Annotated in this window: 24 protein-coding genes; 7 read left to right on the top strand and 17 right to left on the bottom strand. The window is 63.7% G+C overall.

Features of this window, described 5'->3' with window-relative positions; translation table 11 throughout:
• Positions 1 to 76: 76 nt before the first annotated feature.
• Genes AC3WL2_RS14320 through AC3WL2_RS14310 form a run of 3 tightly spaced genes read right to left on the bottom strand, consistent with a single transcriptional unit; the run spans position 77 to position 2,193 of the window.
• Positions 77 to 1,402, bottom strand: a complete 1,326-nt coding sequence (locus tag AC3WL2_RS14320; protein WP_102682694.1) for a sensor histidine kinase — start codon at positions 1,400 to 1,402, stop codon at positions 77 to 79.
• Positions 1,392 to 2,075, bottom strand: coding sequence for a two-component system response regulator ColR (gene colR, locus AC3WL2_RS14315; protein WP_102682693.1), 684 nt, complete (start codon positions 2,073 to 2,075; stop codon positions 1,392 to 1,394). The genes AC3WL2_RS14320 and colR overlap by 11 nt, the downstream gene beginning before the upstream one ends.
• Positions 2,056 to 2,193, bottom strand: coding sequence for a hypothetical protein (locus tag AC3WL2_RS14310; RefSeq protein ID WP_158247503.1), 138 nt, complete (start codon positions 2,191 to 2,193; stop codon positions 2,056 to 2,058). The genes colR and AC3WL2_RS14310 overlap by 20 nt, the downstream gene beginning before the upstream one ends.
• 62 nt (positions 2,194 to 2,255) lie before the next feature.
• On the opposite strand from AC3WL2_RS14310, the gene AC3WL2_RS14305 reads away from it, so the two are divergent.
• Complete coding sequence (locus AC3WL2_RS14305) at positions 2,256 to 2,984, top strand: phosphatase PAP2 family protein (protein ID WP_102682692.1); 729 nt, start codon at positions 2,256 to 2,258, stop codon at positions 2,982 to 2,984.
• Between the two features lie 83 nt (positions 2,985 to 3,067).
• Here the strand turns inward: AC3WL2_RS14305 and groL are convergent, their stop codons facing one another.
• The 5 genes from groL to AC3WL2_RS14280 form a co-directional block, all read right to left on the bottom strand.
• Positions 3,068 to 4,708 (bottom strand): chaperonin GroEL, encoded by a 1,641-nt coding sequence (groL, locus tag AC3WL2_RS14300; RefSeq protein WP_102682691.1) that lies wholly within the window; start codon positions 4,706 to 4,708, stop codon positions 3,068 to 3,070.
• A gap of 48 nt (positions 4,709 to 4,756) precedes the next feature.
• On the bottom strand, positions 4,757 to 5,050 hold the full coding sequence (locus AC3WL2_RS14295; protein WP_003260750.1) for a co-chaperone GroES: 294 nt from the start codon (positions 5,048 to 5,050) through the stop codon (positions 4,757 to 4,759).
• A 286-nt stretch (positions 5,051 to 5,336) separates the two neighbouring features.
• Positions 5,337 to 5,798, bottom strand: coding sequence for an FxsA family protein (locus AC3WL2_RS14290; RefSeq protein ID WP_102682690.1), 462 nt, complete (start codon positions 5,796 to 5,798; stop codon positions 5,337 to 5,339).
• A gap of 66 nt (positions 5,799 to 5,864) precedes the next feature.
• On the bottom strand, positions 5,865 to 6,590 hold the full coding sequence (locus tag AC3WL2_RS14285; protein WP_102682689.1) for a HugZ family pyridoxamine 5'-phosphate oxidase: 726 nt from the start codon (positions 6,588 to 6,590) through the stop codon (positions 5,865 to 5,867).
• A gap of 162 nt (positions 6,591 to 6,752) precedes the next feature.
• A complete protein-coding gene (locus AC3WL2_RS14280; protein ID WP_102682688.1) occupies positions 6,753 to 7,760 on the bottom strand; it encodes a DUF481 domain-containing protein in 1,008 nt (335 codons plus the stop codon).
• A 152-nt stretch (positions 7,761 to 7,912) separates the two neighbouring features.
• On the opposite strand from AC3WL2_RS14280, the gene AC3WL2_RS14275 reads away from it, so the two are divergent.
• On the top strand, positions 7,913 to 8,266 hold the full coding sequence (locus tag AC3WL2_RS14275) for an MGMT family protein (protein WP_102682687.1): 354 nt from the start codon (positions 7,913 to 7,915) through the stop codon (positions 8,264 to 8,266).
• Between the two features lie 44 nt (positions 8,267 to 8,310).
• A complete protein-coding gene (locus AC3WL2_RS14270) occupies positions 8,311 to 9,858 on the top strand; it encodes an AmpG family muropeptide MFS transporter (RefSeq protein WP_102682686.1) in 1,548 nt (515 codons plus the stop codon).
• An 89-nt stretch (positions 9,859 to 9,947) separates the two neighbouring features.
• Here the strand turns inward: AC3WL2_RS14270 and AC3WL2_RS14265 are convergent, their stop codons facing one another.
• The 3 genes from AC3WL2_RS14265 to AC3WL2_RS14255 form a co-directional block, all read right to left on the bottom strand.
• Positions 9,948 to 11,186, bottom strand: a complete 1,239-nt coding sequence (locus tag AC3WL2_RS14265) for an MFS transporter (protein ID WP_102682740.1) — start codon at positions 11,184 to 11,186, stop codon at positions 9,948 to 9,950.
• A 198-nt stretch (positions 11,187 to 11,384) separates the two neighbouring features.
• The gene (locus AC3WL2_RS14260) at positions 11,385 to 12,221 is read right to left on the bottom strand and encodes a mechanosensitive ion channel family protein (RefSeq protein WP_023631294.1); all 837 of its coding nucleotides are present in this window, start codon (positions 12,219 to 12,221) and stop codon (positions 11,385 to 11,387) included.
• A 113-nt stretch (positions 12,222 to 12,334) separates the two neighbouring features.
• Positions 12,335 to 12,820: a YajQ family cyclic di-GMP-binding protein gene (locus tag AC3WL2_RS14255; protein WP_011535522.1), complete on the bottom strand. Its 486-nt coding sequence runs from the start codon at positions 12,818 to 12,820 to the stop codon at positions 12,335 to 12,337.
• A 100-nt stretch (positions 12,821 to 12,920) separates the two neighbouring features.
• Between AC3WL2_RS14255 and AC3WL2_RS14250 the strand changes: the two genes are divergently transcribed.
• The 3 genes from AC3WL2_RS14250 to AC3WL2_RS14240 are packed head-to-tail and all read left to right on the top strand — an operon-like array spanning position 12,921 to position 16,471.
• A complete protein-coding gene (locus tag AC3WL2_RS14250) occupies positions 12,921 to 13,838 on the top strand; it encodes a putative 2-dehydropantoate 2-reductase (protein ID WP_102682685.1) in 918 nt (305 codons plus the stop codon).
• 37 nt (positions 13,839 to 13,875) lie between these two features.
• On the top strand, positions 13,876 to 15,903 hold the full coding sequence (locus AC3WL2_RS14245) for a sensor histidine kinase (RefSeq protein ID WP_102682684.1): 2,028 nt from the start codon (positions 13,876 to 13,878) through the stop codon (positions 15,901 to 15,903).
• Position 15,904: 1 nt separating this feature from the next.
• The gene (locus AC3WL2_RS14240) at positions 15,905 to 16,471 is read left to right on the top strand and encodes a cob(I)yrinic acid a,c-diamide adenosyltransferase (protein ID WP_102682683.1); all 567 of its coding nucleotides are present in this window, start codon (positions 15,905 to 15,907) and stop codon (positions 16,469 to 16,471) included.
• A 139-nt stretch (positions 16,472 to 16,610) separates the two neighbouring features.
• Here the strand turns inward: AC3WL2_RS14240 and AC3WL2_RS14235 are convergent, their stop codons facing one another.
• The 4 genes from AC3WL2_RS14235 to secA form a co-directional block, all read right to left on the bottom strand.
• Entirely contained in the window at positions 16,611 to 17,555 is a 945-nt protein-coding gene (locus AC3WL2_RS14235) for a Nudix family hydrolase (RefSeq protein ID WP_102682682.1), read from the bottom strand.
• Positions 17,552 to 18,184, bottom strand: coding sequence for a glutathione S-transferase family protein (locus AC3WL2_RS14230; protein WP_102682681.1), 633 nt, complete (start codon positions 18,182 to 18,184; stop codon positions 17,552 to 17,554). Before AC3WL2_RS14230 ends, AC3WL2_RS14235 begins: the two co-directional genes overlap by 4 nt.
• 93 nt (positions 18,185 to 18,277) lie before the next feature.
• Positions 18,278 to 19,495 carry a bifunctional glutamate N-acetyltransferase/amino-acid acetyltransferase ArgJ gene (gene argJ / locus AC3WL2_RS14225; RefSeq protein ID WP_102682680.1) on the bottom strand — a complete coding sequence of 406 codons (1,218 nt, stop codon included), beginning with the start codon at positions 19,493 to 19,495 and terminating at the stop codon, positions 18,278 to 18,280.
• Positions 19,496 to 19,583: 88 nt separating this feature from the next.
• On the bottom strand, positions 19,584 to 22,319 hold the full coding sequence (gene secA, locus AC3WL2_RS14220; protein ID WP_102682679.1) for a preprotein translocase subunit SecA: 2,736 nt from the start codon (positions 22,317 to 22,319) through the stop codon (positions 19,584 to 19,586).
• Positions 22,320 to 22,651: 332 nt separating this feature from the next.
• Between secA and AC3WL2_RS14215 the strand changes: the two genes are divergently transcribed.
• Positions 22,652 to 23,113 (top strand): DUF721 domain-containing protein, encoded by a 462-nt coding sequence (locus AC3WL2_RS14215; RefSeq protein ID WP_102690691.1) that lies wholly within the window; start codon positions 22,652 to 22,654, stop codon positions 23,111 to 23,113.
• 145 nt (positions 23,114 to 23,258) lie between these two features.
• Here the strand turns inward: AC3WL2_RS14215 and lpxC are convergent, their stop codons facing one another.
• Both lpxC and ftsZ read right to left on the bottom strand, forming a co-directional pair.
• The gene (gene lpxC, locus AC3WL2_RS14210) at positions 23,259 to 24,170 is read right to left on the bottom strand and encodes a UDP-3-O-acyl-N-acetylglucosamine deacetylase (RefSeq protein ID WP_046857004.1); all 912 of its coding nucleotides are present in this window, start codon (positions 24,168 to 24,170) and stop codon (positions 23,259 to 23,261) included.
• A 112-nt stretch (positions 24,171 to 24,282) separates the two neighbouring features.
• On the bottom strand, positions 24,283 to 25,479 hold the full coding sequence (gene ftsZ, locus AC3WL2_RS14205; protein WP_016395521.1) for a cell division protein FtsZ: 1,197 nt from the start codon (positions 25,477 to 25,479) through the stop codon (positions 24,283 to 24,285).
• Positions 25,480 to 25,504: the final 25 nt, after the last annotated feature.

The raw sequence follows: 25,504 nt of genomic DNA, 5'->3' as shown, positions 1-25,504 counted from the left end.
TAGGCAGTTGGGCGTTGGCGTCAGGTCATGCCGATGTGAAAAATCTGTAGGAAAGCTCCGCAGGTGTTACCGGACGTTAATCCGGATCCAATATCCCGCCATGCCCTTCGCCATGCGCCATCGGGGTGCCCTGGCTCAGATCGACCTGGAAACGACAGCCGTGGGGCAGCGTCGCCGTCAGGGTCACGCGCCAGCCCTGGTCGTCGCAGATGCGCTGGACCAGCGACAGGCCCAACCCCAACCCCTCGCCCCGACGCTCATCACCGCGCACGAACGGCCGGAACATCGCCTCGCGCTGTTCTTCGGGAATCCCCACGCCACTGTCTTCCACACTGAAGCCATTGGCTTCCAGGCTGAGGCGGATGTATCCACTGTCGGTGTAGTGGGCGGCATTGCGCAGCAGGTTGCCCATCACCGACTGCAGGAAGGTGGCGTTGTACAGCACCGGGCTGGCACTGACCTGGCCATCGTAGTAAAGCGCCAGGCCTTTCTGCTCGACGGTATCGCGCCATACCCCGATCAAGTCGTCACCCACCTCGCGCAGGGTCGCCCGCGAAGCGACTGCACCTTCATCGCGCTGGGCCCGGGCAAGCATCAGGAAGGTTTTCACCAACTCGCGCATCTCCTCGGTCGCCCGGGCGATACGTTCGACCTGGCTGCGCGCGCGGCTCTCGAGGTTGGGGTTTTCCATCAGCAGCTCGCACGAGGTGGCCAGGACCATCAGCGGCGTACGCAGCTCGTGGCTGACATCGCTGGTGAACAAGCGCTCACGGGTCAAGGCATCACGCAGGCGCCCCAAGGTATCGTCGAAGGCGACGGCCAACTGGCCGACCTCATCCGCGGCATAATCCGGTGCCAATGGCGGTGCCAATCCCAACAGCTGATCACGGTGACGGACCTGGCGCGCCAGCCGGATCACCGGCGCCATCACCCGCCGGGCCAGCAACCAGCCGAGAATCACCGCCAGGGCCAGGCTGAGCACGAAGCCGACCACGACAACGGCGAACAGCACCCGCTCGCGCTCCTCGAAATCGCTCTGGTCCTGCAACAGCACATAACGTCGGCCATCGACGATCTCGACCATGGCGTGGTACGAGAGCTGGTCGCGAAACACTTCGTGGAAGCCGGCGTCCAGGTGGCGCAGGTCCTTGGGCAGCTCGAAATCGTCTCGCCCGCCACTGAAGTAGAACAACTGGTCGGGGCGCGGCCGGTGGCTCCAGTCGCTGACACTGTCCATGCGCAACAGGCGCTGCAGGTCGCCACCGAGCACCGAAGAGATCAACCGCTCTTCGACCAAATGCACCGTGGCGACAATGCCAAAGGCAAATGCCCCGGCCACCAGCGCGCTCATCAGCGCAAACGCGATGATGATGCGCTGGGCAAGGCTCTGCTTAAACTCCATCGCGGCCCTCGGCGAGGCGATAGCCGACGCCATGGACGGTATGCAACAGCGGTCTTTCGAAGGGTTTGTCGATGACCTGGCGCAATTGGTGGACATGGCTGCGCAGGCTGTCGCTGTCCGGGCAGTCATCGCCCCACAGCGCCTCTTCCAGCACCTCGCGACGCAGGACGTGGGGGCTCTTCTGCATCAGCACGGCGAGCAGCTTCAGGCCGACGGGGTTGAGCTTGAGCAGGCGGCCCTGGCGGGTCACCTCCAGGGTGTCGAGGTCGTAGCTCAGGTCGGCGACCTGCAAGGTGCGCCGGCCGCCCCCCTGGGCACGCCGCAGCACCGCCTCGATGCGCGCGGCGAGCTCCGACAACGCGAACGGCTTGAGCAAGTAGTCGTCGGCCCCTGAGCGGAAGCCCTGCAGGCGGTCGTCCAGCTGGTCGCGGGCGGTAAGCATGATCACCGGGGTGTCGCGGCGGGCATCCTCGCGCAGGCGCTTGCACAGCGTATAGCCGTCGATGCCCGGCAACATGATGTCGAGCACGATCAGGTCGTAGTGTTCGGTCGCGGCCAGGTGCAGGCCGGACAGGCCATCCTGGGCACAATCGACGGTGTAGCCCTTCATGCCGAGGTAGTCGGCCAGGTTGGCCAGAATATCGCGGTTGTCTTCAACCAAAAGAATGCGCATCGAGATCTCCTGTGCGGCGCTTCGCCGGGCGCGGCAGGCGCAGCTTACGGCCATTTGCCCGCATGGTGCCATGCCCTGGATCGAAATCACCGGACTTGACGGTTTTTTCACCGATCATTCACGAACACAGGATAGCGGCCCAACGACAATGCCCCGTCTCTTACACCTTCTGGAGTCACCATGCAGGCTAGCGTCCCCCCTCGCCCGATCAATTTTTGGCTGTACCTGGGCATCCCATTCATCACTGTCATGACCCTGGTCCTGCTGGAGTGGACCTCGCTGGACATGGACCTGGCCAACCTGTTCTACGACCCGGCCGCCGGCGCGTTCATCGGCCGCCACAGCTATGTGCTGGAGAATATCCTGCATGACCGCGTCAAGCAGGGTGTGATCCTGTTCGGTCTACTGGCAGTGGCCGGGTTCGCCCTGAGCTTCTTCTGGAGCCGCCTGCTGGGCTGGCGCCGCGAGTTGGGCTGCCTGGTACTGGCGCTGGCGCTGTCGACGGCCTTCGTCACGCCGCTGAAGAAGGTGACCCAGGTGCAATGCCCGTGGAGCCTGACGCAGTTCGGTGGCAAGGAGACCTACAGCAAGTTGCTCGAAGCCCGCCCGGCTACCGACAAGCCTGGGCTGTGCTGGCCCGGAGGGCATGCGGCGACCGGGTTCTGCCTGTTTGGCCTGTTCTTCATGCTGCGTGACCGCAAGCCCCGCATGGCACGGGTCGCGCTGGCAGTGGCCTTCGTCGCCGGCTCTGTGCTGTCGATCGGGCGGATGATGCAGGGCGCGCACTTCCTGTCGCACAACGTATGGACGGCGGTGTTCTGCTGGCTGATCGGGCTGGGGTCGTACTACCTGGTGCTGTATCGCCGAAACCGCTGCGAAACACCAGCGGCCGAACACAGCGCTGCCTGATTAACCATCGCGGGGCAAATCTGGCAAACGAAAAAGCCCCGCACTAGGCGGGGCTTCTTCTTGGTACCGGGGGTAAGGCTGGCTTACATCATGCCGCCCATGCCGCCCATGCCGCCCATGTCAGGCATGCCAGCAGCTGGCTTGTCTTCCGGCAGGTCGGCAACCATGGCTTCGGTGGTGATCATCAGACCACCGATCGAAGCTGCGGCTTGCAGGGCCGAACGGGTGACCTTGGCTGGGTCCAGGATGCCCATCTCGATCATGTCGCCGTACTCGCCGGTAGCGGCGTTGTAACCGAAGTTACCCGAACCTTGCTTGACCTTGTCAGCGACAACGCTTGGCTCGTCGCCGGCGTTGGCAGTGATCTGGCGCAGCGGCGCTTCGACAGCGCGACGCAGCAGGGCAATACCGACGTTCTGGTCTTCGTTGTCGCCTTTGAGGTCAACGATGGCAGCCAGGGCGCGTACCAGGGCAACACCACCGCCAGGCACCACGCCTTCTTCAACGGCTGCGCGGGTGGCGTGCAGGGCGTCTTCGACGCGGGCTTTCTTCTCTTTCATCTCGACTTCGGTGCCAGCACCGACCTTGATCACGGCAACACCGCCAGCCAGTTTGGCCAGGCGCTCTTGCAGCTTCTCACGGTCGTAGTCCGAAGTGGTGTCGGCAACCTGGGCACGGATCTGGGTGACGCGAGCCTGGATGTCGGACTCTTCGCCAGCACCGTCGATGATGGTGGTGTTTTCCTTGGACAGGATGACGCGCTTGGCGTTACCCAGGTGTTCCAGGGTGGCGGTTTCCAGGGACAGGCCGATCTCTTCGGAGATCACGGTGCCGCCGGTCAGGACAGCGATGTCCTGCAGCATGGCCTTGCGGCGATCGCCGAAGCCTGGCGCCTTGACCGCGGCGACCTTGACGATGCCGCGCATGTTGTTGACGACCAGGGTAGCCAGGGCTTCGCCTTCGACGTCCTCGGCAACGATCAGCAGCGGGCGGCCGGCCTTGGCAACGGCTTCCAGAACTGGCAGCAGCTCACGGATGTTGGAGATCTTCTTGTCGACCAGCAGCAGCAGGGCGCCTTCCAGCTCGGCAACCATGGTGTCCGGCTTGTTGACGAAGTACGGCGACAGGTAGCCGCGATCGAACTGCATGCCTTCGACGACGGACAGTTCGTTTTCCAGGCCCGAGCCTTCTTCAACGGTGATCACGCCTTCCTTGCCGACTTTTTCCATGGCTTCGGCGATGATTTCACCGATGGAGTTGTCGGAGTTGGCGGAGATGGTGCCGACCTGGGCGATGGCCTTGGAATCGGCGCATGGCTTGGACAGGTTCTTCAGCTCAGCGACGGCGGCGGCGGTGGCCTTGTCGATGCCGCGCTTGAGGTCCATCGGGTTCATGCCGGCAGCAACGGCTTTCAGGCCTTCGTTGACGATGGCCTGGGCCAGTACGGTAGCGGTGGTGGTGCCGTCACCGGCAGCGTCGTTGGCCTTGGAAGCAACTTCCTTGACCAGCTGGGCGCCCATGTTCTCGAAAGCGTCTTTGAGCTCGATCTCTTTGGCGACGGAAACGCCGTCCTTGGTGATGGTCGGCGCGCCGAAGCTCTTGGCCAGGACCACGTTACGGCCTTTCGGGCCCAGGGTCGCTTTTACCGCGTCAGCCAGAACGTTGACACCAACCAGCATTTTCTTACGGGCGGAATCGCCGAATTTTACGTCTTTAGCAGCCATGATCGTTTAATCCTTGGAATTCTTTGGAGTAACGGGAAGTCGGGGAAATCAGCCTTCGATAACAGCGAGGATTTCGTTCTCGGCCATTACCAGCAGGTCTTCGCCATCGACTTTCACGGTGTTGCTGCCCGAGTAAGGGCCGAAAACCACTTTGTCACCCACTTTCACGGCCAGCGCGCGTACTTCGCCGTTGTCCAGGATGCGACCGGTGCCGACGGCAACGACTTCACCGCGGTTTGGTTTTTCAGCGGCCGAACCCGGCAGGACGATACCGCCAGCGGTTTTCGATTCTTCTTCGCTGCGACGGATGACGACGCGGTCATGCAGAGGACGAAGCTTCATTGTCGATCTCTCCCAAATTGTGGTTTTCATCGGCCGGTGTCAGCACCGGCGGGTTGATTCGATCCGGCGTTGCCGGGGGTGGCCCGCAAAGGGCGAACCACCTGTGTCATGTCTGGTGTCGCCACCAGAAACCTTGCGGTGACCACATACATGAGGCCGGGATATTCGATTACAAGGCTTGCTACAGAAAAATTTTCATAAGGTGTAAGAGTCATCGTGGGAGCGGGTTCGCCCTGCGATCAGGGCGACTCCCCCATCGCGGAGCAAGCCCACGCATGAACACGCGTTACTTGTCGCGACGCTCGTACTCGCCCTCGATCACGTTCGGACGGTGGCCGTCATCGCGGGGCTGGGCCTGGAACGGATCATCCTGGAACGCCCGCTGACGCAGGGCCTGCTCTTCGGCGCGGCGGCGCAGACGGCCGGCCACCAGGCGGCGGGTGAACGGCAGCAGGCACAGCAGGCCCAGCACGTCACTGATGAAACCCGGCAGCAGTAACAGGCCGCCACCGACGGTGAGCATCAAGCCCTGGAACATGTCCTCGGCCGGCAGTTCGCCGCGCTGCAGGCTCTCCCGGGCACGCAGGGCGGTAGCCAGGCCGGCCACGCGCATCACCAGCACACCCAGGGCGGAACCGGCGATGATCAGCAGCAACGCTGGGAAGAAGCCAATGGCGGCGCTGACCTTGACGAAGACGAACAGCTCCAGCACAGGAAAAATAAGAAACAGCAGTAGAAAAGCACGCATCAAGGGTTCCTCGGCGGAAGAGAATCTTCCTGTAAGACCATCAGATGGATGCCTCGACGCCTGTTTTCAACCCTCGACTTGCGTCGCATCCGGCCATTTTTCAGCGCGCGCCAGCAAAACCAGAGCCTCGCGGACTTGTGTCGGCGTATTGCAAGTAGCTGGGAAAGGCAGCCAGTAAATGCCCTGACCAATACGCAGGTGCATGCCCTCGCTGTCGATACCGACCATGTGCGCCGAACGCGGCAGCCCCGACAGTTTTACATAGTGTTCAATGGCATTGGCATGGTCGTCATTCATATGCTCAATCATGCTTTTTTCGACCTGGCCCGCAAACGGATTGGCCAACGTCACCTGATCGAGCCAGTGGATCGCGCCGAAACCACCGATGTAACGGTGGCGTACCGGCTCAAGCACCCAGAAGTCGAAATCGTGGGCCTTGTGGTAGTTCGCAGATTCGGGGAAATACCGGTAGTACCGGCTTGCAGCAGCCTCGATGGCGGCATCGTCAGTGAGTTTGCGCGCCTGGGCCATCACCGTCAGGCGTCCGACTGCCTGGACATCTTCGGCGTCGCGCTCACCTACCAGCAGCGAACACTTGGGGTCTTTCTGCAGGTTGTGGGTGTGCTGGGCGATGCGGCTGATGAGGATCAGCGGATGGCCGTCGGCGTCGAGGCAATACGGCACCACCGAGCCGAAGGGGAAACCGGGCATCGATTTGGAATGCGTGGAGAGGACGCCGCGGTATTCCTTGAGCAGCAGTTCCCGGGCGGGGCGAAGGGCGTTGGTACTCACTGTAGGGCTCCTGGCGGCGGACTGGATGGGTGACAAGATAAGCATTATCACCCACCACTGCCACTGAGTATGCTGCGCAGACCATCGCCGGCTCCCACAGGAGTCGAAGTGCCCCTGTGGGAGCCGGCTTGCCAGCGATGGGGCGTGCAGCGCCCATGCGATCTACCAGGTAACGCCGAAACCGGCGGTATAGCGGGTCTTGTCCAGGTCGCTGTCGCGGGTGCCCTTGATCAGGTCCTTTTCCGCCTTGAGGTTGAGCGAAGCCCACTCGGTCACCTTGTAGCGCAGGCCCATCTCGGCATCGAGCGAGTAGTCGGCCACGCCGCCCAGTGGCTTGCCGAATTCGCCATTGGTGAAGAATTCGACCTTCTTGCCGATCAGGTAGCGGTTGTAGTCCCACTTCACCGCGGCGGAATAGAAGTTGTCCTTGCCACCGTCGCGGTACTCGAAGTCGGTGCGGTTGATCAACGAGCCCAGCGAGAACGCGCCGAGCTCGTCATCCCAGAACTGGTAGCCCGGGCCGGTACCGACGGTGCGCTGGCGGGCCAGATCCTCGATATGGTCACGCTTGTATTCCAGGCGCCCCTGCCAGAACCACTTCTCGGTTATGAAGCGGTCCAGCGCGTACTCGGCGCTCCAGTTGTTGGTGGTGGTGACGTCGTCCTTGGTCTCGCGGTTGTATTCGCCCTCGGCGTTGTGCCGCCAGCGGCCATGGCGGGCGGTGGTCTTGAAGCTGACGTCATAGTCGTCGGTGTTGTTCTCGGCGCGCTTGTAGTCCATCGCCACATCGACGTTGCCCTTCCACAGGAAATCCTCGAGCACCGGACGCGGCTTCATGATCTGCTCGATGCTGGCCAGCTCGACGGTCTTCGGTGCCTCGCCGTTGGCCAGGGTCACCTTGCCGGGTTCGGCGGCCTTCAATGCCTTGGCCTTTTCGCCGCTGTAGGCATCTTGCTTGACCAGCAGCTCCTGATCGCTTTCCAGCGTCTGCACCTGTTTCCAGTCCAGGGCGATCGAACCGCCATAGGGGGTCTCCAGCAGCAGCTTGCCGCCGTCGAAGACTTTGATCTTGCCGCTCAGGCGGTCACCGTTCTTCATCCACACGGTGTCGGCGAGCACGGGCGTACAAAGGGACGCAGCGATGAGGCACAGCAGGGTTCTAGAAGACATAAGCGCAATATGGGTTCGATTCGACGAAAAAGCCGGGCATTATCCAGATACCGACAACCTGAGCAAGGACAGACCCAGACCATGCCGATGAGTTCCACTCGCATTTGCCGGAACCTTCTGTCCGGTTTCATCTGCAGCACAGGGATCTTCTGATGTCCGCCCTCGATCCGCCCGCTGCGCAGGATGCACAAGCCCGACGAATGGCACTGTATTCCGTCCTCGGCCAGGTACCGCCGGGGAAGGTCGTCAGCTACGGACAACTCGCCGAGCTTGCAGGCCTTGGCCGCGCGGCGCGGTGGGTAGGACGCACACTTTCGCAGCTACCCCAGGACACCCGCCTGCCCTGGCACCGGGTACTGGGCGCGGGTGGCAGGTTGAGCCTGGCCCTGGGCACGCCGTCTGGCGACGAACAACGCGCCCGGCTGCGCGCAGAAGGCGTGAATGTGGCCAATAATCGTGTGGATATGGCGCGCCATGGCTGGCGTCCGATGGAGCACAGCGGTTAGAGTGCGCGCTTTGTTTTCGCAAACCTTGAGGCAGATGTTGGCCCATGCCCCGTAAAACCTGGCGCGCTGCGCTCGCTGCCTATGCCAGCCCGTCAACTCTGGTGCTTTTGCTGCTCGGATTCGCCGCCGGCCTGCCGTACATGCTGGTGTTCTCGACGCTGTCGGTGTGGCTGCGCGAAGCCGGCGTGGCCCGCGAGACCATCGGCTATGCCAGCCTGATCGGCCTGGCCTACGCGTTCAAATGGGTCTGGTCGCCGCTGCTCGACCAGTGGCGCCTGCCGCTGCTCGGCGGCATGGGCCGGCGCCGTTCGTGGCTGCTGCTGTCGCAGCTGCTGGTGGTGCTCGGGCTGGTCGGCATGGGCTTCTGCGACCCGCAGAAACACCTGTCGTGGCTGGTCGCCCTGGCGGTACTGGTGGCCTTCGCCTCGGCGACCCAGGACATCGCCGTCGACGCCTATCGCCTGGAAATCGCCGACGACCAGCGCCAGGCTGCCCTGGCTGCCAGCTACATGGCCGGCTACCGGGTCGCCGCCCTGCTTGCCACCGCCGGTGCGCTGTTCTTCGCCGAGTGGTTCGGCTCCACCGGTTTCAGCTACCTGCACGAAGCCTGGACCGGCACCTACGTACTCTTCGGCGTGCTGATGCTGCCGGCGGTGTTCACCACCCTGGTGATGCGTGAGCCCCCCGTCCCCCTGCGTACCCAGCTGTCGGCCGCGCGCTATGGCTTGATGCACCAGCTGGCGTCGGTGTTCGTGCTGATCATCCTGCTGGTCTCGGTACCGGCCAGTTTCACCCAGATGTTCAACACCGACTGGGGCAGCGTGGCGTTCGGCGACGCGACCCTGCTCGACCTGCTGCTCGAAGACCGCGCCTTCCTGCGCCTGATCCTCTATGTGCTGCTGACCTGGGCGTGCCTGTCGTCCCTTGGCCGTCGCGGCCTGGCGCCGGTGCTCACGCCAGTCAACGACTTCATCGTGCGCTATCGCTGGCAGGCCCTGCTGCTGCTCGGGCTGATCGCCACCTATCGCATGTCGGATACGGTGATGGGCGTGATGGCCAACGTGTTCTACATCGACATGGGCTTCACCAAGGACCAGATCGCCAGTGTCAGCAAGATCTTCGGCCTGATCATGACTCTGGTCGGCGCTGGCGCCGGCGGCCTGCTGATCGTGCGCTTCGGCATCCTGCCGATCCTGTTCATCGGCGGCGCGGCCTCGGCAGCCACCAACATCCTGTTCCTGATGCTGGCCGACATGGGCCCGAACCTGGAAATGCTGGTGGTCACCATCTCGCTGGACAACTTCAGTTCGGGGCTCGCCACCTCGGCCTTCGTCGCCTACCTGTCGAGCCTGACCAACCTGAAGTTCTCGGCCACCCAGTACGCCCTGCTCAGCTCGATCATGCTGTTGCTGCCACGCCTGATCGGCGGCTATTCCGGGGTCATGGTGGAGAAGTTCGGCTATCACGACTTCTTCCTGGTCACCGCCCTGCTGGGCGTGCCGACGCTGGTGCTGATCGCGCTGCACTGGCGCCAGGAAGTCGGTCGGGGAAAGCCGGCGCCGGTGGAGAGCCCGGCAGCTGAACAACACTAGGCCATTAGCGGCCTTATCGCGGGGCAAGCCCGCTCCCACGCATACTTTCTTTGGGCGCTGCGTGGGAGCGGGCTTGCCCCGCGATGCGTCTAGCCTGCAACCACCGCAGGGCGCCTGCCGATCACGAACCACAACGGCCACAGCGCCAACGCACCCGCCACGCCCGCGGCCAGGGCAAAATGCATCAGGCTGGCCCCGGCACCCAGCATCGCCAACACCGCGCCGCCCAGGCCCAGCAGGGCGATGGTGATCATCCCCAGCATCGCCGACACCAGGCCCTTGCTCTGCTCGCTGGAGAACAGCGTCATGCGGTACAGCACCGCGTTGGCAACGCCCAGGCCCAGCGCGTACAGCGACATGCCGGCCACCACACTGGTCACCGTCGGCCAGAACCAGGTGGCCGCGACCATCAGCGCCAGGCCCGCCAGGTAAGGCCACAGGGCGCCACGCACCAACGCCGGCAGCGGGTAGCGATCGGCGATGCGGTTGATGATCAGGTTGCCCAGGATCAGCCCGCCGAACACCGGCAGTTGCCACAATGCGTATTCCATCGTGCTCAGACCTTCATCATGGATCAGCAGCACAGGTGACAGGCCGATCCAGCCGATAAGGGGCAACCCCACCAGCCCCAGCGCCGCGCTACCGGCCACGAAACGACGGTTGCCCAGCAACTGACCGTAACCCGCCAGCAATGGCAGCAGGTGGATGGGCGTGAACGGCAGGCGCGAACCGTCGCGGCGCTCCACGCCCAGGGTTTCCGGCATCAGCCGGTAGAGCAGCAGCCAACACAGCACCGCGCCGGCGGCGAAGGCCACGAACAGCCAGCGCCAGTCCAGCCACTGCAGCATCAAGGTGCCCACCAGCGGGCCAAGCAACGGCGACAGCAGCGCGATGTTGGCCAGCAGCGCCATCATGCGCACCGCGTCGGCCTCGCTGAACGCCTCGTTGAGTGCCGGATAGCTGACCGTGACCACGAACCCCAGGCCGATGCCCTGCAACAGCCGCAACAGGTTGAACACACCGATATCCTGTGCCCAGAAGGCCGCCAGGCACGCCAGCCCGAAGAACACACAGCCCCCCAGCAACAGCGGGCGCCGGCCATAGCGGTCGGCCAACGGGCCGATCAGCCACTGCAGCAGCACGCCACCCAGCAGGTAGAGGTTGAGGGCATGGGGAATGTATTCGGGGCTGGCCTGGAGATCGCCGACCACTACCGGCATGGCGGGCATGACCGCGTCGCTGGCCAGGTAGGTCAACAGTTCGAACAGCGCCAGGGTCAGGCCGAACAGCAAGGCGCGCAGGGGGGTGATATACAGCAGAGGTTTCATGGCGAACATCAGGTTGGCAGGCAAGATCAGGGTGTATGCCAGATATGGCAGCGCCTGGCTGTGAACAAGTGTAAAAAACAGGGCCGCTTCGCGCCCCATCGCCGGCAAGCCGGCTCCCGCAGGTTGACCATTGACCCTGTGGGAGCCGGCTTGCCGGCGATGGGGCGCGAAGCGGCCCCGATTTCGCGGACGCTTATGTTACGCCACGGTCTCCTGCACCACACGGATCACCCGCTGCGGAAACGGAATGTCGATCCCTTCTGCCTTGAGCCGGTCGCGGGCATGCTCGTTGAGCATGAACATCACGTCCCAGTAGTCGGCGGTCTTGGTCCAGATGCGCAGCGACACGGTGATCGAGCTGTCACCCAGGGTCGAAATAACCGCCTGCGGCGCCGGGTCCTGCAGCACACGCGGATCCTGGGCCAGCTCCAGCAGTACATTGCGCGCCTTCTGCAGGTCGGCGTCGTAATCCACGCCCACGTCGAACACCACCTTGCGGGTCGGCTGACGGTTGGTGTTGGTGATGATGCCGTTGGAGAGGCTGCCGTTAGGCATGATCACGGTCTTGTTGTCGCCGGTGCGCAGCACGGTGTGGAAGATCTGGATGCTGTCCACGGTGCCACTGACACCTTGGGCCTCGATCCAGTCACCGATACGGAACGGACGGAACATCAGGATCAGCACACCGCCGGCGAAGTTGGCCAGGCTGCCTTGCAAGGCCAGGCCGATGGCCAGGCCGGCGGCACCGATGGCGGCGACGAACGAGGTGGTCTCGATACCGATCATCGACGCCACGCTGACCATCAGCAGCACCTTCAGCACGATGTTGGCCAGGGTGCTGATGAAGCCCTGCAGCGCGGCGTCGGCACGCAGGCCCACCAGCTTGCCAAGACGGGCACTGAGCTTGTTGATGATCCACCAGCCGATGGCCAGGGTCAGCAGCGCCAGCAACAGGCGGCTGCCGTACTCCATGATCAAGGGAACCCAGGTCTGCGATTGGCGAACCAGCTGATCGACTTCAGCGTTCAAATCCATGTTTATCTCCTGATGCCGAACGGCAAGTACACAGTGAAGCGGGCAGCGCAAAGCCAGCGGCCCGGACCCCGATGGACATCAATGCGCCATCAAGGTTCCGGGCCGCCGTGCGATCAGTCGCGGAAGTTGTTGAACTGCAGCGGCATGTCGAATTCCTTGGTGCGCAGCAAGGCAATGGCCTCCTGCAGGTCGTCGCGCTTCTTGCCAGTGACGCGAACCTGCTCGCCCTGGATGGCGGCCTGGACCTTGAGCTTGCCGTCCTTGATGGTGGCGACGATCTTCTTGGCCAGGTCCTTGTCGATGCCTTCGCGGAACTTGGCTTCCTGCTTCTTCTCCTTGCCCGAAGCGTAGGGATCCTTGGTTTCCAGGCATTTGACGTCGATCTTGCGCTTGACCAGCGCCAGGCGCAGGATTTCCAGCATGGCCTCGAGCTGGAACTCCTCCTCGGCGGTCAGCAGCACGGTCTGCTCCTTGTCCTTGAACTCGAAGGTGCCCTTGCCCTTCAAGTCGTAGCGACGGTCGAGGTCCTTGATGGCGTTGTCGACAGCGTTCTGCACTTCGTGCTTGTCCAGTTCCGATACCACGTCGAACGAAGGCATGGTTGATCTCCAGAAAAAAAAGCGCGCTCGGCCTGAAGATGGAGCGCGTCGGGTTTGATGGTTAAAATGCGGACTCATTATAACGGGTTGCGAAACGCAGATGAGCAGCACCTGGCATATTCTCGGCGCCGGCAGCCTCGGCAGCCTCTGGGCCTGTCGCCTGGCCCGCGCCGGCAAGGCGGTTCGCCTGATCCTGCGCGACCAGCAGCGCCTGGCCGCCTATGAACGCAAGGGCGGGCTGACCCTGGTGGAGCAGGATGCCCAGCACCACTATGCGATCCCTGCGGAGAGCTTCGACGCGCCCGGCCCGATCCATCGCCTGCTGGTCGCCTGCAAGGCCTACGACGCCGCGCCTGCCGTGGCGCGCCTGGCCCCCAGGCTGGCCCATGGCGCCGAGCTGGTACTGTTGCAGAACGGCCTGGGCAGCCAGGACGAGGTTGCCGAGCAGGTGCCCCACGCCCGCTGCATCTTCGCCTCCAGCACCGAGGGCGCGTTCCGCGAAGCCGATTGGCAGGTTCGCTTTGCCGGCCACGGCTTCAACTGGCTGGGTGATCCGGCCAGCCCCGGCATGCCATCCTGGTTCGACGACCTGCACGACGCCGGCATACCGGCCCAGTGGGCGCTCGACATCCCTGCTCGCCTGTGGCGCAAACTGGCGCTCAACTGTGCGATCAACCCGCTGACGGTACTGCACGACTGCCAGAATGGCGGCCTGCTCGGGTACCTGACCGAAGTCGACCCACTGTGCGACGAACTGGTCAACCTGCTGCACCGTTGCGGCCAGCCCGAAGCGGCCAGCGACCTGCACGAGGAAGTACAGCGGGTGATCCTGGCCACCGCGGCCAACTACTCTTCCATGTACCAGGATGTACGCCATGGCCGGCGCACCGAGGTCCACTACCTGCTCGGCCACGCCTGCCGCGCCGCTGGCCGACACGGCCTGGCAGTGCCGCAACTGGAACACCTGCACCGGCGCCTGGTCGATAACCTGCAGGCGCGTGGCCTGCGCAGCGACTGATTCTGCCCATTCATCGGATACGGACACCCTCAGACCCATGACCCTGCGTCAACGCCTGGAAAACCTACCGGTCGGGCAGAAGCTGCTGGCGGCCTTGCTGGTGCTGCTGGTGACCATCCTGCTGGTGGCCAACCTCGCCTTCATCAGCGCCGCTTACTGGATCACCCAGGAGAGCATGGCGCCCCAGGCTCTGCAGACCATCGGCAAGCTGGTGTCCAACCCGCAGCTGTCCTCACGGGCCGGCGACTCGCCGGAAGCCGCCACGGCGCTACTGAAGGAGCTCGACAGTTACTCGCCATTGCGCGCGGCGGCCATCTACGGCGGCGACGGGCGCCTGCTGGCGCAACTGCAACATGGCGAGCCGCTGAGCCTGCCCAAGCGCTACCGCAACATCGATGGCTGGCGCCTGATGGAGTTTCGCAGTACCCAGCTGATCCGCCTGCCACGCAACGCCGCGCCCCCCGCACACCTGCTGCTGGTGGCCAGCAGTGAACTACCCACGGCGTTCTACACCGGCACCCTCTCCGCCAGCCTGGCCATCCTGGTGTTCAGTGTGCTGCTGTGGCTGCTCATCGCCCGGCAGATCAAGCGCCTGATCACCCTGCCGATCAATCGCCTCGAAGAACTGACCCGCCAGGTCACCCGCGAGGAAAGCTATGCCCTGCGCGCCCAGCGCGGCAACGACGACGAAATCGGCGGCCTGGCCGAGGCGTTCAATACCATGCTGTCGCGCATCGAAGCCCGCGAGCAGCAGCTCAAGCGCACCCGTGACGAGTTCCAGGATGCCTATGACCAGGCCCAGGGCCTGGCCGAGGAAACCCGCCATACCAACCGCAAGCTGGAACTGGAAGTCCAGGTGCGCAGCAAGATCGAGAAAAAACTCACCGGTTTCCAGAACTACCTGAACAGCATCATCGACTCGATGCCCTCGGCGCTGATCGCCCTCGACGAACAGCTCTACGTCACCCAGTGGAACCATGAGGCCACGGTGCTCTCCGGGACACCGCTGGACGAAGCGCTGAACCAGCCGATCTTCCTCGCATTCGAGCCGCTCAAGCCGTTCTTGCCGCAGCTCAAGGAGAGCGTGGAGAAGCACCGAGTCGCCAAGGTCGAGCGCGTCACCTGGCCCAAGGGCGAGGACCTGCGCCACTACGCGCTGACCTTCTACCCGCTGATGGGCGGTGGCGGACGCGGCGTGGTGATCCGTATCGACGACATCACCCAGCGTCTGTCACTGGAAGAAATGATGGTGCAGTCCGAGAAGATGCTCTCGGTCGGCGGCCTGGCCGCCGGCATGGCCCACGAAATCAACAACCCGCTGGGCGCGATCCTGCACAACGTGCAGAACATCCGCCGCCGCCTGTCGCCGGACCTGCCGCGCAACCAGGAGCAAGCCAGCGAGCTGGGCATCGACCTGCCGGCCGTCAATCGCTACCTGGACAGCCGCGAAGTGCCACAGTTGCTCGACGGCATCCAGCAAGCCGGCGCACGGGCCGCCAAGATCGTCACCCACATGCTCAGTTTCAGCCGTCGCAGCAACCGTCAACTCGCCCCTTGCGACCTGCCGGCGTTGATCGACCAGGCGGTGGAGATCGCCGGCAACGACTTCGACCTGGCCATCGGCTTCGACTTCAAGGGCCAGGCCATCGTCCGCCAGTTCGACCCACAGCTGGGGCCGGTGCCCTGCACCGCCAACGAACTGGAGCAGGTGCTGCTGAACCTGTTGAAGAACGCCGCCCAGGCCATCCACCAGCGCCCGCAACCCAGCGAGCCCGGGCGTATCACCTTGCGCACCCGGCTCAACCCGCCCTGGGCAGAAATCCAGGTCGAGGACAACGGCGTCGGCATGCCCGAGACGGTGCGCAAGCGCACCTTCGAGCCGTTCTTCACCACCAAGGAGATCGGCCAGGGCACCGGCCTGGGCCTGTCGGTGTCGTACTTCATCATCACCAACAATCACAAGGGGCAGATGGAAGTACAGTCGACCCCGGGCCAGGGCACCTGCTTCACCCTGCGCCTGCCCCTGAACCAGGCCCAACCGGCCCCCCTGAACACGGAGACATGACATGGGCTATCGCCTGTCGAAGATCTATACGCGCACCGGCGACAAAGGTGAAACCGGCCTGGGCGACGGGCGCCGAGTGCCCAAGGACCATCCGCGCGTCGAGGCAATCGGCGAGGTGGACAGCCTCAACAGCCAGCTCGGCGTGCTGCTGGCAGGTCTGGCCGAGGCAGGGTTGGGCGAGCTGATCGAGGTGCTGGCGCCTTGTCAGCATCGGCTGTTCGACCTGGGGGGCGAGTTGGCGATGCCCACTTACCAGGCGCTGAACAGCGTTGAAGTGGAGCGCCTGGAGGCTGCGATAGACCGCTGGAACGACGAGTTGGGGCCACTGAAGAACTTCATCCTGCCGGGTGGGTCGGCACTGGTGGCCCAGGCGCATGTGTGCCGCAGCCAGGCGCGGGCGGCGGAGCGGCGGTGTCAGCAGTTGAATGCCATTGAGCCGCTGGAAGGGGCGGGATTGGCGTATATCAACCGGTTGTCGGATCTGTTGTTCGTGGCAGCGCGGATCATTGGGCGACGACAAGGCATTGCTGAAGTACTGTGGCAGGCGGCCGAGAAGCCTCAGGGCTGAAATCGCCGGGGCTGCTTTGCAACCCTTTCGCCGGCAAGCCGGCTCCCACAGTTACATCGCCGACCTTCGGTCAGTGGCAAACCTGTGGGAGCCGGCTTGCCGGCGAAAGGACCGCAAAGCGGTCCCTCTCACGAGTGACTCAAATCTCGGGCCAGAACGCCCGAATCCCCGCCACGCCCTGAGCACCGGCATCCCACGCCTGTTCCCGCTCACCCGGCCCGACCCCACCCAACAGGAACACCGGGCGGCTGATCGTGCCGATCAAGCGCTGCGCCTCATCCCAACCGAGCGGTGTGGCATCCGGATGCGTCTGGGTCGCCTGCACCGGCGACAGGGTGACGAAATCCACCCCCATCTGCTCGGCCAATGCCAGCTCCTCGGCACTGTGGCAGGACGCCGCCAGCCAGCGCTCCTTCGGGAATGGCCGGCCCTTGGCCGCGTACTTGCGCAACTGCGCGGCGGTCAGGTGCCAGCCGGCCGACGGGAAGTCGCCCAGCCATTCCAGCGGCCCCTTGAGCATGAGTTGCGCCTTGCCTGCGCACAGGCCAACCGCGTCGACCGCCACATCGCGGTACTTCGGGTCGTACATGTCCGGTGCCCGTAGCTGGATCAGCCTGATACCGCTGGCCACGGCCTTCTGGATACCTTTGAGCAACTCGGGCACTTCCAGACCGTCCGGGGTGATCAGGTATTGATCGGGCAAACGCGCGGCGGCGACGATCGGCTTGTTGGCCTCGGGGAACGCATACTGCCCCAGGTCACGCGGAGCCACCCACGCCAAAGGCTGCCCTTCTGCCCCATGTGGCTCACCGGTAAAGCCATCCACCTCTCGCACATCCAGCAACACCTGCTTGTCCGGGTAATCGTGGCTGACCTTGATCAGCGGGCGCGACCCCGTGACCTCGATACCCAGTTCCTCACGCAGCTCACGGGCCAGCGCCGCTTCGACGCCCTCCCCCGCTTCCACCTTGCCGCCGGGGAACTCCCACAAGCCGCCTTGATGCTGAGTATCCGCACGACGGGCGATCAGGATGCGACCATCGGCACCACGGATGACCGCTGCCACTACATGAATCCGCTTCACCCTTCACGCTCCGCCAGGCCAGCCTGCTGCCAGGCCTGGAAGGCCGGCCACTGGTAGATGGTTTCGATATAGGCGGCGGCCTCGGCCGGCACTTCGACGCGGTAGGTGCGCAGGCGCACGGCCACCGGGGCGAAGAAGGCATCGGCCAGGGTCGGCCGGCCAAACAGGAACGGGCCACTATCCTTGGCCACCAGGCGGCACTCGGACCACAGGGCGACCATGCGGTCGATGTCGACCTGCACATCCAGCGGCACGCTTTCCAGCGCCTGGTCGCGGGACAGGTCGAACGGCATGGCGCCGCGCAGGGCGAAGAAGCCGCTGTGCATCTGCGCGCAGGCCGAACGCGCCTGGGCACGGGCCGCGATGTCGTCCGGCCACAGGCATGCTTGCGGATGCTGCTCGTTGAGGTACTCGGCGATGGCCAGGGAGTCAGCGATGACGCCATGCTCGGTCTTGAGCAGCGGCACCTTGCCTGTGGCCGAGAACGCCAGCAGGCGCTGGCGGGTATCGGGCTGGTTGAGTTTGATCAGGGTTTCTTCGTAGGGCACGCCGGCCAGGTCAAGGGCCAGGGCGCCGCGTAGCGACCAGGAGGAATACAGCTTGTCGCCGATGATCAGGTGATAACTCATGGTTCGGCTCCATGTTGCGGGCAGTGTGCGGTAATCGCGGGCAAGCCCGCTCCCACCAAGCTGTGCGTGGGAGCGGGCTTGCCCCGTGATGGGTCAGGTGCGGTATTCGGCGTTGATCTTCACGTACTCGTGGGACAGGTCGGTGGTCCAGATGGTTTCGCTGCACTGGCCACGGCCGAGCTCGATGCGGATGGTGATCTCTTCCTGGGCCATCACCGCCGAGCCCTGCGCCTCGGTGTAGCTCGGGCTGCGCCCGCCTTTGCTGGCGATGCACACACTGTCCAGATACACGTCGATCAGGCTGACATCCAGTTCGGGCACGCCGGCGCGACCGACAGCTGCGAGAATGCGGCCCCAGTTGGGGTCGGAGGCGAACAGCGCGGTCTTGATCAGCGGCGAGTGGGCCACGGCATAGCCAACGTCCAGGCATTCCTGGTGGTTGCCCCCACCGTTGACCTGCACGGTGACGAACTTGGTGGCGCCTTCGCCGTCACGGACGATGGCCTGCGCCACCTCCATGCACACTTCGAACACCGCTTGCTTCAGTGCTTCGAACAGCGCGCCGCTGGCCTCGGTCACTTCCGGCACATCAGCCTTGCCGGTGGCGATCAGCATGCAGCAGTCGTTGGTCGAGGTGTCGCCGTCGATGGTGATGCGGTTGAACGACTTGTTGGCGCCGTCGAGCATCAGGTCCTTCAACACCGCCGGGGCGACCTTGGCGTCGGTGGCGATGTAGCCGAGCATGGTGGCCATGTTCGGGCGGATCATCCCCGCGCCCTTGCTGATGCCTGTGACGGTGATGGTCTTGCCGTCGAACTGGAACTGACGGCTGGCGCCCTTGGGCAGGGTGTCGGTGGTCATGATGCCGGTGGCGGCTTCGGCCCAGTTGTTTTCCGACAGGTTGTCCAGGGCGGCCTGCAGCGCGCCTTCGATCTTCTCGACCGGCAGCGGCTCGCCGATTACGCCGGTGGAGAACGGCAGGACCGACTCGGCCGGCACGCCGGCCAGTTCGGCCAGCCTGGCGCAGGTGCGCTCGGCGGCGGCCAGGCCCGGTGCGCCGGTGCCGGCGTTGGCGTTGCCGGTGTTGGTCAGCAGGTAACGCACGGTGCCCTGCACGCGCTGCTTGGAGAGGATCACCGGGGCCGCGCAGAAGGCGTTGAGGGTGAACACGCCGGCGACGCTGGAGCCTTCGGCGCAGCGCATCACCACCACATCCTTGCGCCCCGGGCGCTTGATGCCCGCCGAGGCGATACCGAGTTCGAAACCGGGAACCGGGTGCAGGGTGGGCAGGGGACCAAGACCAACAGCCATTAGAGCGCTCCTAGATAAATCGGTTGAGAACAAAAAGCGGGGCCGCAAAGCGGCCCCGGATGTGTCACGTTACTGCAGGTGGTTCAGATCATTCAATCTGACCATGGCAATGCTTGAATTTCTTGCCCGAGCCACACCAGCAAGGCTCGTTGCGACCGAGCTTCATGTCGTTGCGCACAGGGGCCGATGCGACGGCGACTTCAGCGCCCTCCTCGGCCAGTTGCTCGCCTTCCAGGCCTGGTGCGGCGGCGTGCTGGAATTGCATGCGGCTGGCCAGTTCCTCGGCCTCGCGGCGCAGACGGGCTTCTTCCTCGACCGGGTCTTCGCGACGGACCTGAACGTGCGACAGCACGCGGATGGTGTCGCGCTTGATCGACTCGAGCAGCTCCTGGAACAGGGTGAAGGATTCGCGCTTGTACTCCTGCTTGGGGTTCTTCTGCGCATAGCCGCGCAGGTGGATACCGTGGCGCAGGTGGTCCATGGTCGAGAGGTGGTCTTTCCACAGATCGTCCAGCACGCGCAGCAGGATCTGCTTCTCGAAGGTACGCAGGGCGTCGATGCCGGCCTGGTCTTCCTTCTCGTTGTAGGCGTCGGTGATTTCCTTGAGCAGCTTCTCGCGCAGGGTCTCCTCGTAGAGGTGATCGTCTTCGTCGAGCCACTGCTGGATCGGCAGCTTCATGGCGAAGTCGCTGGACAGCGAGGCCTCCAGGCCGGCCACGTCCCACTGCTCGGGCAGCGACTGCGGCGGGATGTGCTGGCTGATGGTGGCATCGAGCACTTCCAGGCGGAACTCGGCGATGGTGTCACCGATGTTCTCGGCCGCCAGCAGGCTGTTGCGCATGTGGTAGATCACCTTGCGCTGTTCGTTGGCCACGTCGTCGTATTCGAGCAGCTGCTTGCGGATATCGAAGTTGCGACCCTCGACCTTGCGCTGCGCTTTCTCGATGGCGTTGGTCACCATGCGGTGCTCGATGGCCTCACCGGACTGCATGCCCAGCGCCTTCATGAAGTTCTTCACCCGGTCGGAGGCAAAGATGCGCATCAGGCTGTCTTCCAGCGACAGGTAGAAGCGGCTCGAGCCGGCATCGCCCTGACGGCCGGCACGGCCACGCAGCTGGTTGTCGATACGGCGCGATTCGTGGCGCTCGGAGGCAATCACGTGCAGGCCGCCGGCCTCCAGCACCTGCTGGTGGCGCTTCTGCCAGTCGGCCTTGATCTGGGCGATCTGCTCGGCGGTCGGGTTGTCCAGGGCGGCGACTTCGGCCTCCCAGTTACCGCCCAGCAGGATGTCGGTACCACGACCGGCCATGTTGGTGGCGATGGTCAGGGCACCCGGCGCACCGGCTTGCGCGATGATCTCGGCTTCTTTCTCGTGGTACTTGGCGTTCAGGACCTTGTGGTCGATACCTTCCTTCTTGAGCAGGTTGGACATGTGCTCGGAGGTTTCGATGGTCGCGGTGCCGACCAGGACAGGACGGCCCTGGGCCATGCTTTCCTTGATGTCGGCAATGATTGCCGCGTACTTCTCGTCGGCGGTCAGGTACACCAGGTCGTTGAAGTCCTTGCGCGCCAACGGCTTGTTCGGCGGGATGACCATCACGTTGAGCGCATAGATCTGCGCGAACTCGAACGCCTCGGTGTCGGCGGTACCGGTCATGCCGGACAGCTTGGTGTACAGGCGGAAGTAGTTCTGGAAGGTGGTCGAGGCCAGGGTCTGGCTTTCGGCCTGGATGTTCAGGTTTTCCTTGGCCTCGATGGCCTGGTGCAGGCCCTCGGACAGACGGCGGCCCGGCATGGTGCGGCCGGTGTGCTCGTCGATCAGGAGGATCTGGCCGTCCTGGACGATGTACTCGACGTTGCGATGGAACAGCTTGTGCGCCCGCAGGCCGGCGTAGACGTGGGTCAGCAGGCCCAGGTTGTGCGCGGAGTACAGGCTCTCGCCCTCGGCCAGCAGGCCGGATTGGGTGAGCATGTCCTCGATGAACTGGTGGCCGGCCTCGTTCAGTTCGACCTGGCGGCTCTTCTCGTCGATGCTGTAGTGACCCTCTTGGGTCACCTGGCCTTCGACTTCCTCGATGTGCTGGATCAGGCGCGGGATCAGGCGGTTGATCTCGATGTACAACTTGGAGCTGTCCTCGGCCTGGCCGGAGATGATCAGCGGGGTACGCGCTTCGTCGATGAGGATCGAGTCGACTTCGTCGATCACCGCGAAGTTCAGTTCACGCTGGAACTTCTCGTCCTGGCTGAACGCCATGTTGTCGCGCAGGTAGTCGAAACCGAATTCGTTGTTGGTGCCGTAAGTGATGTCCGCGGCGTAGGCGGCGCGTTTCTCTTCCGGCGGCTGGAAGGCCGAGACGATGCCCACGGTCAGGCCGAGGAACTCGTACAGCGGGCGCATCCAGTTGGCGTCGCGGCGGGCCAGGTAATCGTTCACCGTGACCACGTGCACGCCCTTGCCGGACAGCGCGTTGAGGTAGACGGCCAGGGTACCGACCAAGGTCTTGCCTTCACCGGTACGCATTTCTGCGATCATGCCTTCGTGCAAGGTCATGCCGCCGATCAGCTGGACATCGAAGTGACGCATGCCCATCACGCGCTTGCCGGCCTCGCGGGCCACGGCGAAGGCTTCGGGCAGCAGTTGATCAAGCGTTTCGCCTTTGGCCAGGCGCTCCTTGAACTCTGCGGTCTTGCTCCGCAGCTGCTCGTCGGAGAGGGCCACCATCTTCTCTTCGAAGGCATTGACGGTGCTCACCGTCTTGAGCATGCGTTTGATTTCACGCTCGTTCTTGCTTCCAAAAAGTTTTTTTAACAAAGGCGCAAACATATCGGCAGGATCTTCCACACGTAGGGATGGAGGGCGGCCCCATGAGTCGCCCGTGCAGCCCAGAGGCCGCATGCGAACGAGCATTCTACCCGGAAACGATGGTGAGGAAAGTGGTGGATTTCCACGATGCTGGCACAGCGCTTTTAGGGGGCCTGACTAACATAGGGGCTTTTTGCGCAAGTTCAAGGTGCGCGCAGATGAAACGTATCGCGAATGACTTGCATCAAGATCCCAGCCAGCATGGCGGTTTGCACGTCGCGTGGGAGCGGGCTTGCCCCGCGATCAGGCGGCGCCTGTTAAACTGCCGGTCTAGCAACCCGCCGCGAACTTCCATGGCCTACAAACCCTCTTCCGCCCACCCGCCCTCGGCCCTGCTGCGCAAGGCACGCCCGCTGCGCCTGCTGCTGAACCAGGCCGAGCGCCTGGAGCACCTGCAGCGCCTGCTGGAAAGCCAGCTGCAGCCAGCCGCCCGCGAGCATTGCCACGTGGCTTCCTGGAAGGAAGGGACGTTGTTGCTGGTGGTTACCGACGGCCATTGGGCGACCCGCCTGCGCTACCAGCAGAAACGCCTGCAACGTCAGCTCATGGCCATGGAAGCCTTCGCCAACCTGACGCGCATACTGTTCAAGGTGCAACCGCCGCTGGTGGCAGCCAAACGCGAGGGGCAAGGGCCGGAGCTTTCGGAAACTGCCGCTCAGAGTATCCGAGGGTCGGCGGAAGGAATCAGTGACCCGCAGCTCAAGGCGGCGCTGGAGCGATTGGCGGCGCATGCTCAAGGGAAGGATAACGGCTGAGAGCGCTCGACTTGAACCTTGCATAGGTACTCGATATCCGCCACAACGCAGCTCTCGAACTGTTTGCCATCAGCCCAGATCCAAATCCCAGCCATAAAAAAGGCCACCCGAAGGTGGCCTTAATCACTAGAGAGAGTGTTCGAACTTACACAGCCGCAACAGGGCGCATGTACGAGATCGGTGCCGTGCTGGCATCTTCGAAGGTGACCACTTCCCAGGCGTCGGTTTCCGCAATCAGCTTGCGCAACAGCTGGTTGTTCAGCGCGTGTCCGGACTTGTAGCCCTTGAACTCGCCGATCAGGCTGTTGCCCAGCAGGTACAGATCGCCGATGGCGTCGAGGATCTTGTGCTTGACGAATTCGTCATCGGAACGAAGGCCGTCTTCGTTGAGCACACCGGTTTCGTCGACGACGATGGCGTTCTCGACACTGCCACCCAGCGCAAGGTTGTGCTTGCGCAGGTACTCGATGTCACGCATGAAACCGAAGGTACGGGCACGGCTGACTTCCTTCACGAACGAGGTGCTCGAGAAGTCGACGACCGCGCTCTGGGTCTGGCCCTTGAGGACCGGGTGATCGAAGTCGATCTCGAAGCTCACCTTGAACCCGTCGAAGGGCAGGAAAGTGGCGCGCTTGTCGCCCTCTTCCACTGTCACTTCACGCAGGATGCGGATGAACTTCTTCGGTGCGTCCTGTTCTTCCAGGCCGGCCGATTGGATCAGGAATACGAAGGGTCCGGCGCTGCCATCCATGATCGGCACTTCCGAGGCGGAGAGCTCGACGTAGGCGTTATCGATGCCCAGGCCCGCCATGGCGGAGAGCAGGTGCTCGACCGTATCGACTTTGACGTCACCGTTGACCAGCGTGGTGGACATGGTGGTCTCGCCGACGTTGGCCGCGCGCGCCGGGATTTCGACCACAGGGTCGAGGTCGGCGCGACGGAAGACGATGCCGCTGTCGACAGGCGCAGGCTTGAGGGTCAGGTAGACCTTCTCCCCGGAGTGCAGGCCGACGCCTGTGGCACGGATGGTATTCTTCAGGGTGCGTTGTCTAATCATGGCATTGGCCGCTTCAGCGCAAATTGCGAACAGGTATCAACAAAGGCTGGGGATGATAACAGACCCGGCCTTTGCTGAACACCAATCACCCTTATACCCCTGATAAATTCCATCAATCGGCCTGACGACGCAGGAACGCCGGGATATCCAGGTAGTCCAGATCATCCTGAGGGTTGAGTTTAGCGGCTGCCGCGGCACCTGCATGGGCCTGGTTGCGCATCACGGTCGGACGCTCCAGGTCACGGTAGTTGACGGCCGACTGCTCCTGGCGAACCGGGGCCGGGTTGGAAGCCTCGTACGCCTGCTGAGCGGTCTGCAGGGTGTTGTCGACCACCTTGACCGGTTTCTCGATGCGCGCGCCCAGGCCGGTGGCCACGACGGTCACGTGCAGCTCGTCGCGCATGTCCGGATCGATCACGGTGCCGACCTTGACCATCGCGTGGTCGGAGGCGAAGGCCTCGATGATGCTACCCACGTCGGAGTACTCACCCAGCGACAGGTCAGGCCCTGCGGTGATGTTCACCAGGATGCCGCGGGCGCCCTGCAGGTTGACGTCTTCGAGCAACGGGTTGCGGATCGCCGCCTCGGTGGCTTCGCGGGCACGGTTCGGGCCGCTGGCGCAACCGGTACCCATCATCGCCATGCCCATCTCGCCCATCACGGTGCGTACGTCGGCGAAGTCGACGTTGATCATGCCCGGACGCTTGATGATGTCCGAAATGCCGCGCACGGCGCCGGCCAGCACGTCGTCGGCCTTGGCGAAGGCGGACAGGAGGCTTGCATCCTTGCCCAGGATGGTCAGCAGCTTCTCGTTGGGGATGGTGATCAACGAGTCGACGCTTTCAGCCAGCATGCGGATGCCTTCATCGGCGATCTGCATGCGCTTGCGGCCTTCGAACGGGAACGGACGAGTCACCACCGCGACGGTGAGGATGCCCATTTCCTTGGCCACTTCGGCGATGATCGGCGCCGCGCCGGTACCGGTACCGCCACCCATGCCGGTGGTGATGAACACCATGTTGGTGCCCTGCAGCACTTCGGCGATGCGCTCACGGTCTTCCAGCGCGGCCTGACGGCCGACTTCCGGATTGGCGCCAGCACCCAGGCCCTTGGTCACACCAGTGCCCAGTTGCAGGATGGTGCGCGCGCCGATGTTTTTCAGCGCCTGAGCATCGGTGTTGGCGCAGATGAACTCCACGCCTTCGATGCTGCTCTTGACCATGTGGTTGACGGCGTTGCCGCCGCCACCGCCGACGCCGATCACCTTGATGACCGGACTTTGCGGGACGTTGTCTACGAGCTCGAACATTTTCCCTCTCCTTACAGTTCTCTAG

It is taken from the genome of Pseudomonas sp. FW305-96, from assembly GCF_058783825.1.
Note: the sequence above shows the minus strand (reverse complement) of the source record. Positions and strands in the feature narration are given on the sequence as shown.

Bases quoted from the DNA above. Each gene is read 5' to 3' on its own strand.
- AC3WL2_RS14320 (WP_102682694.1), bottom strand. From the start codon at position 1,402: ATGGAGTTTAAGCAGAGCCTTGCCCAGCGCATCATCATCGCGTTTGCG.
- colR (WP_102682693.1), bottom strand. From the start codon at position 2,075: ATGCGCATTCTTTTGGTTGAAGACAACCGCGATATTCTGGCCAACCTG.
- AC3WL2_RS14310 (WP_158247503.1), bottom strand. From the start codon at position 2,193: ATGATCGGTGAAAAAACCGTCAAGTCCGGTGATTTCGATCCAGGGCAT.
- AC3WL2_RS14305 (WP_102682692.1), top strand. From the start codon at position 2,256: ATGCAGGCTAGCGTCCCCCCTCGCCCGATCAATTTTTGGCTGTACCTG.
- groL (WP_102682691.1), bottom strand. From the start codon at position 4,708: ATGGCTGCTAAAGACGTAAAATTCGGCGATTCCGCCCGTAAGAAAATG.
- AC3WL2_RS14295 (WP_003260750.1), bottom strand. From the start codon at position 5,050: ATGAAGCTTCGTCCTCTGCATGACCGCGTCGTCATCCGTCGCAGCGAA.
- AC3WL2_RS14290 (WP_102682690.1), bottom strand. From the start codon at position 5,798: ATGCGTGCTTTTCTACTGCTGTTTCTTATTTTTCCTGTGCTGGAGCTG.
- AC3WL2_RS14280 (WP_102682688.1), bottom strand. From the start codon at position 7,760: ATGTCTTCTAGAACCCTGCTGTGCCTCATCGCTGCGTCCCTTTGTACG.
- AC3WL2_RS14275 (WP_102682687.1), top strand. From the start codon at position 7,913: ATGTCCGCCCTCGATCCGCCCGCTGCGCAGGATGCACAAGCCCGACGA.
- AC3WL2_RS14270 (WP_102682686.1), top strand. From the start codon at position 8,311: ATGCCCCGTAAAACCTGGCGCGCTGCGCTCGCTGCCTATGCCAGCCCG.
- AC3WL2_RS14265 (WP_102682740.1), bottom strand. From the start codon at position 11,186: ATGAAACCTCTGCTGTATATCACCCCCCTGCGCGCCTTGCTGTTCGGC.
- AC3WL2_RS14260 (WP_023631294.1), bottom strand. From the start codon at position 12,221: ATGGATTTGAACGCTGAAGTCGATCAGCTGGTTCGCCAATCGCAGACC.
- AC3WL2_RS14255 (WP_011535522.1), bottom strand. From the start codon at position 12,820: ATGCCTTCGTTCGACGTGGTATCGGAACTGGACAAGCACGAAGTGCAG.
- AC3WL2_RS14250 (WP_102682685.1), top strand. From the start codon at position 12,921: ATGAGCAGCACCTGGCATATTCTCGGCGCCGGCAGCCTCGGCAGCCTC.
- AC3WL2_RS14245 (WP_102682684.1), top strand. From the start codon at position 13,876: ATGACCCTGCGTCAACGCCTGGAAAACCTACCGGTCGGGCAGAAGCTG.
- AC3WL2_RS14240 (WP_102682683.1), top strand. From the start codon at position 15,905: ATGGGCTATCGCCTGTCGAAGATCTATACGCGCACCGGCGACAAAGGT.
- AC3WL2_RS14230 (WP_102682681.1), bottom strand. From the start codon at position 18,184: ATGAGTTATCACCTGATCATCGGCGACAAGCTGTATTCCTCCTGGTCG.
- argJ (WP_102682680.1), bottom strand. From the start codon at position 19,495: ATGGCTGTTGGTCTTGGTCCCCTGCCCACCCTGCACCCGGTTCCCGGT.
- secA (WP_102682679.1), bottom strand. From the start codon at position 22,319: ATGTTTGCGCCTTTGTTAAAAAAACTTTTTGGAAGCAAGAACGAGCGT.
- AC3WL2_RS14215 (WP_102690691.1), top strand. From the start codon at position 22,652: ATGGCCTACAAACCCTCTTCCGCCCACCCGCCCTCGGCCCTGCTGCGC.
- lpxC (WP_046857004.1), bottom strand. From the start codon at position 24,170: ATGATTAGACAACGCACCCTGAAGAATACCATCCGTGCCACAGGCGTC.
- ftsZ (WP_016395521.1), bottom strand. From the start codon at position 25,479: ATGTTCGAGCTCGTAGACAACGTCCCGCAAAGTCCGGTCATCAAGGTG.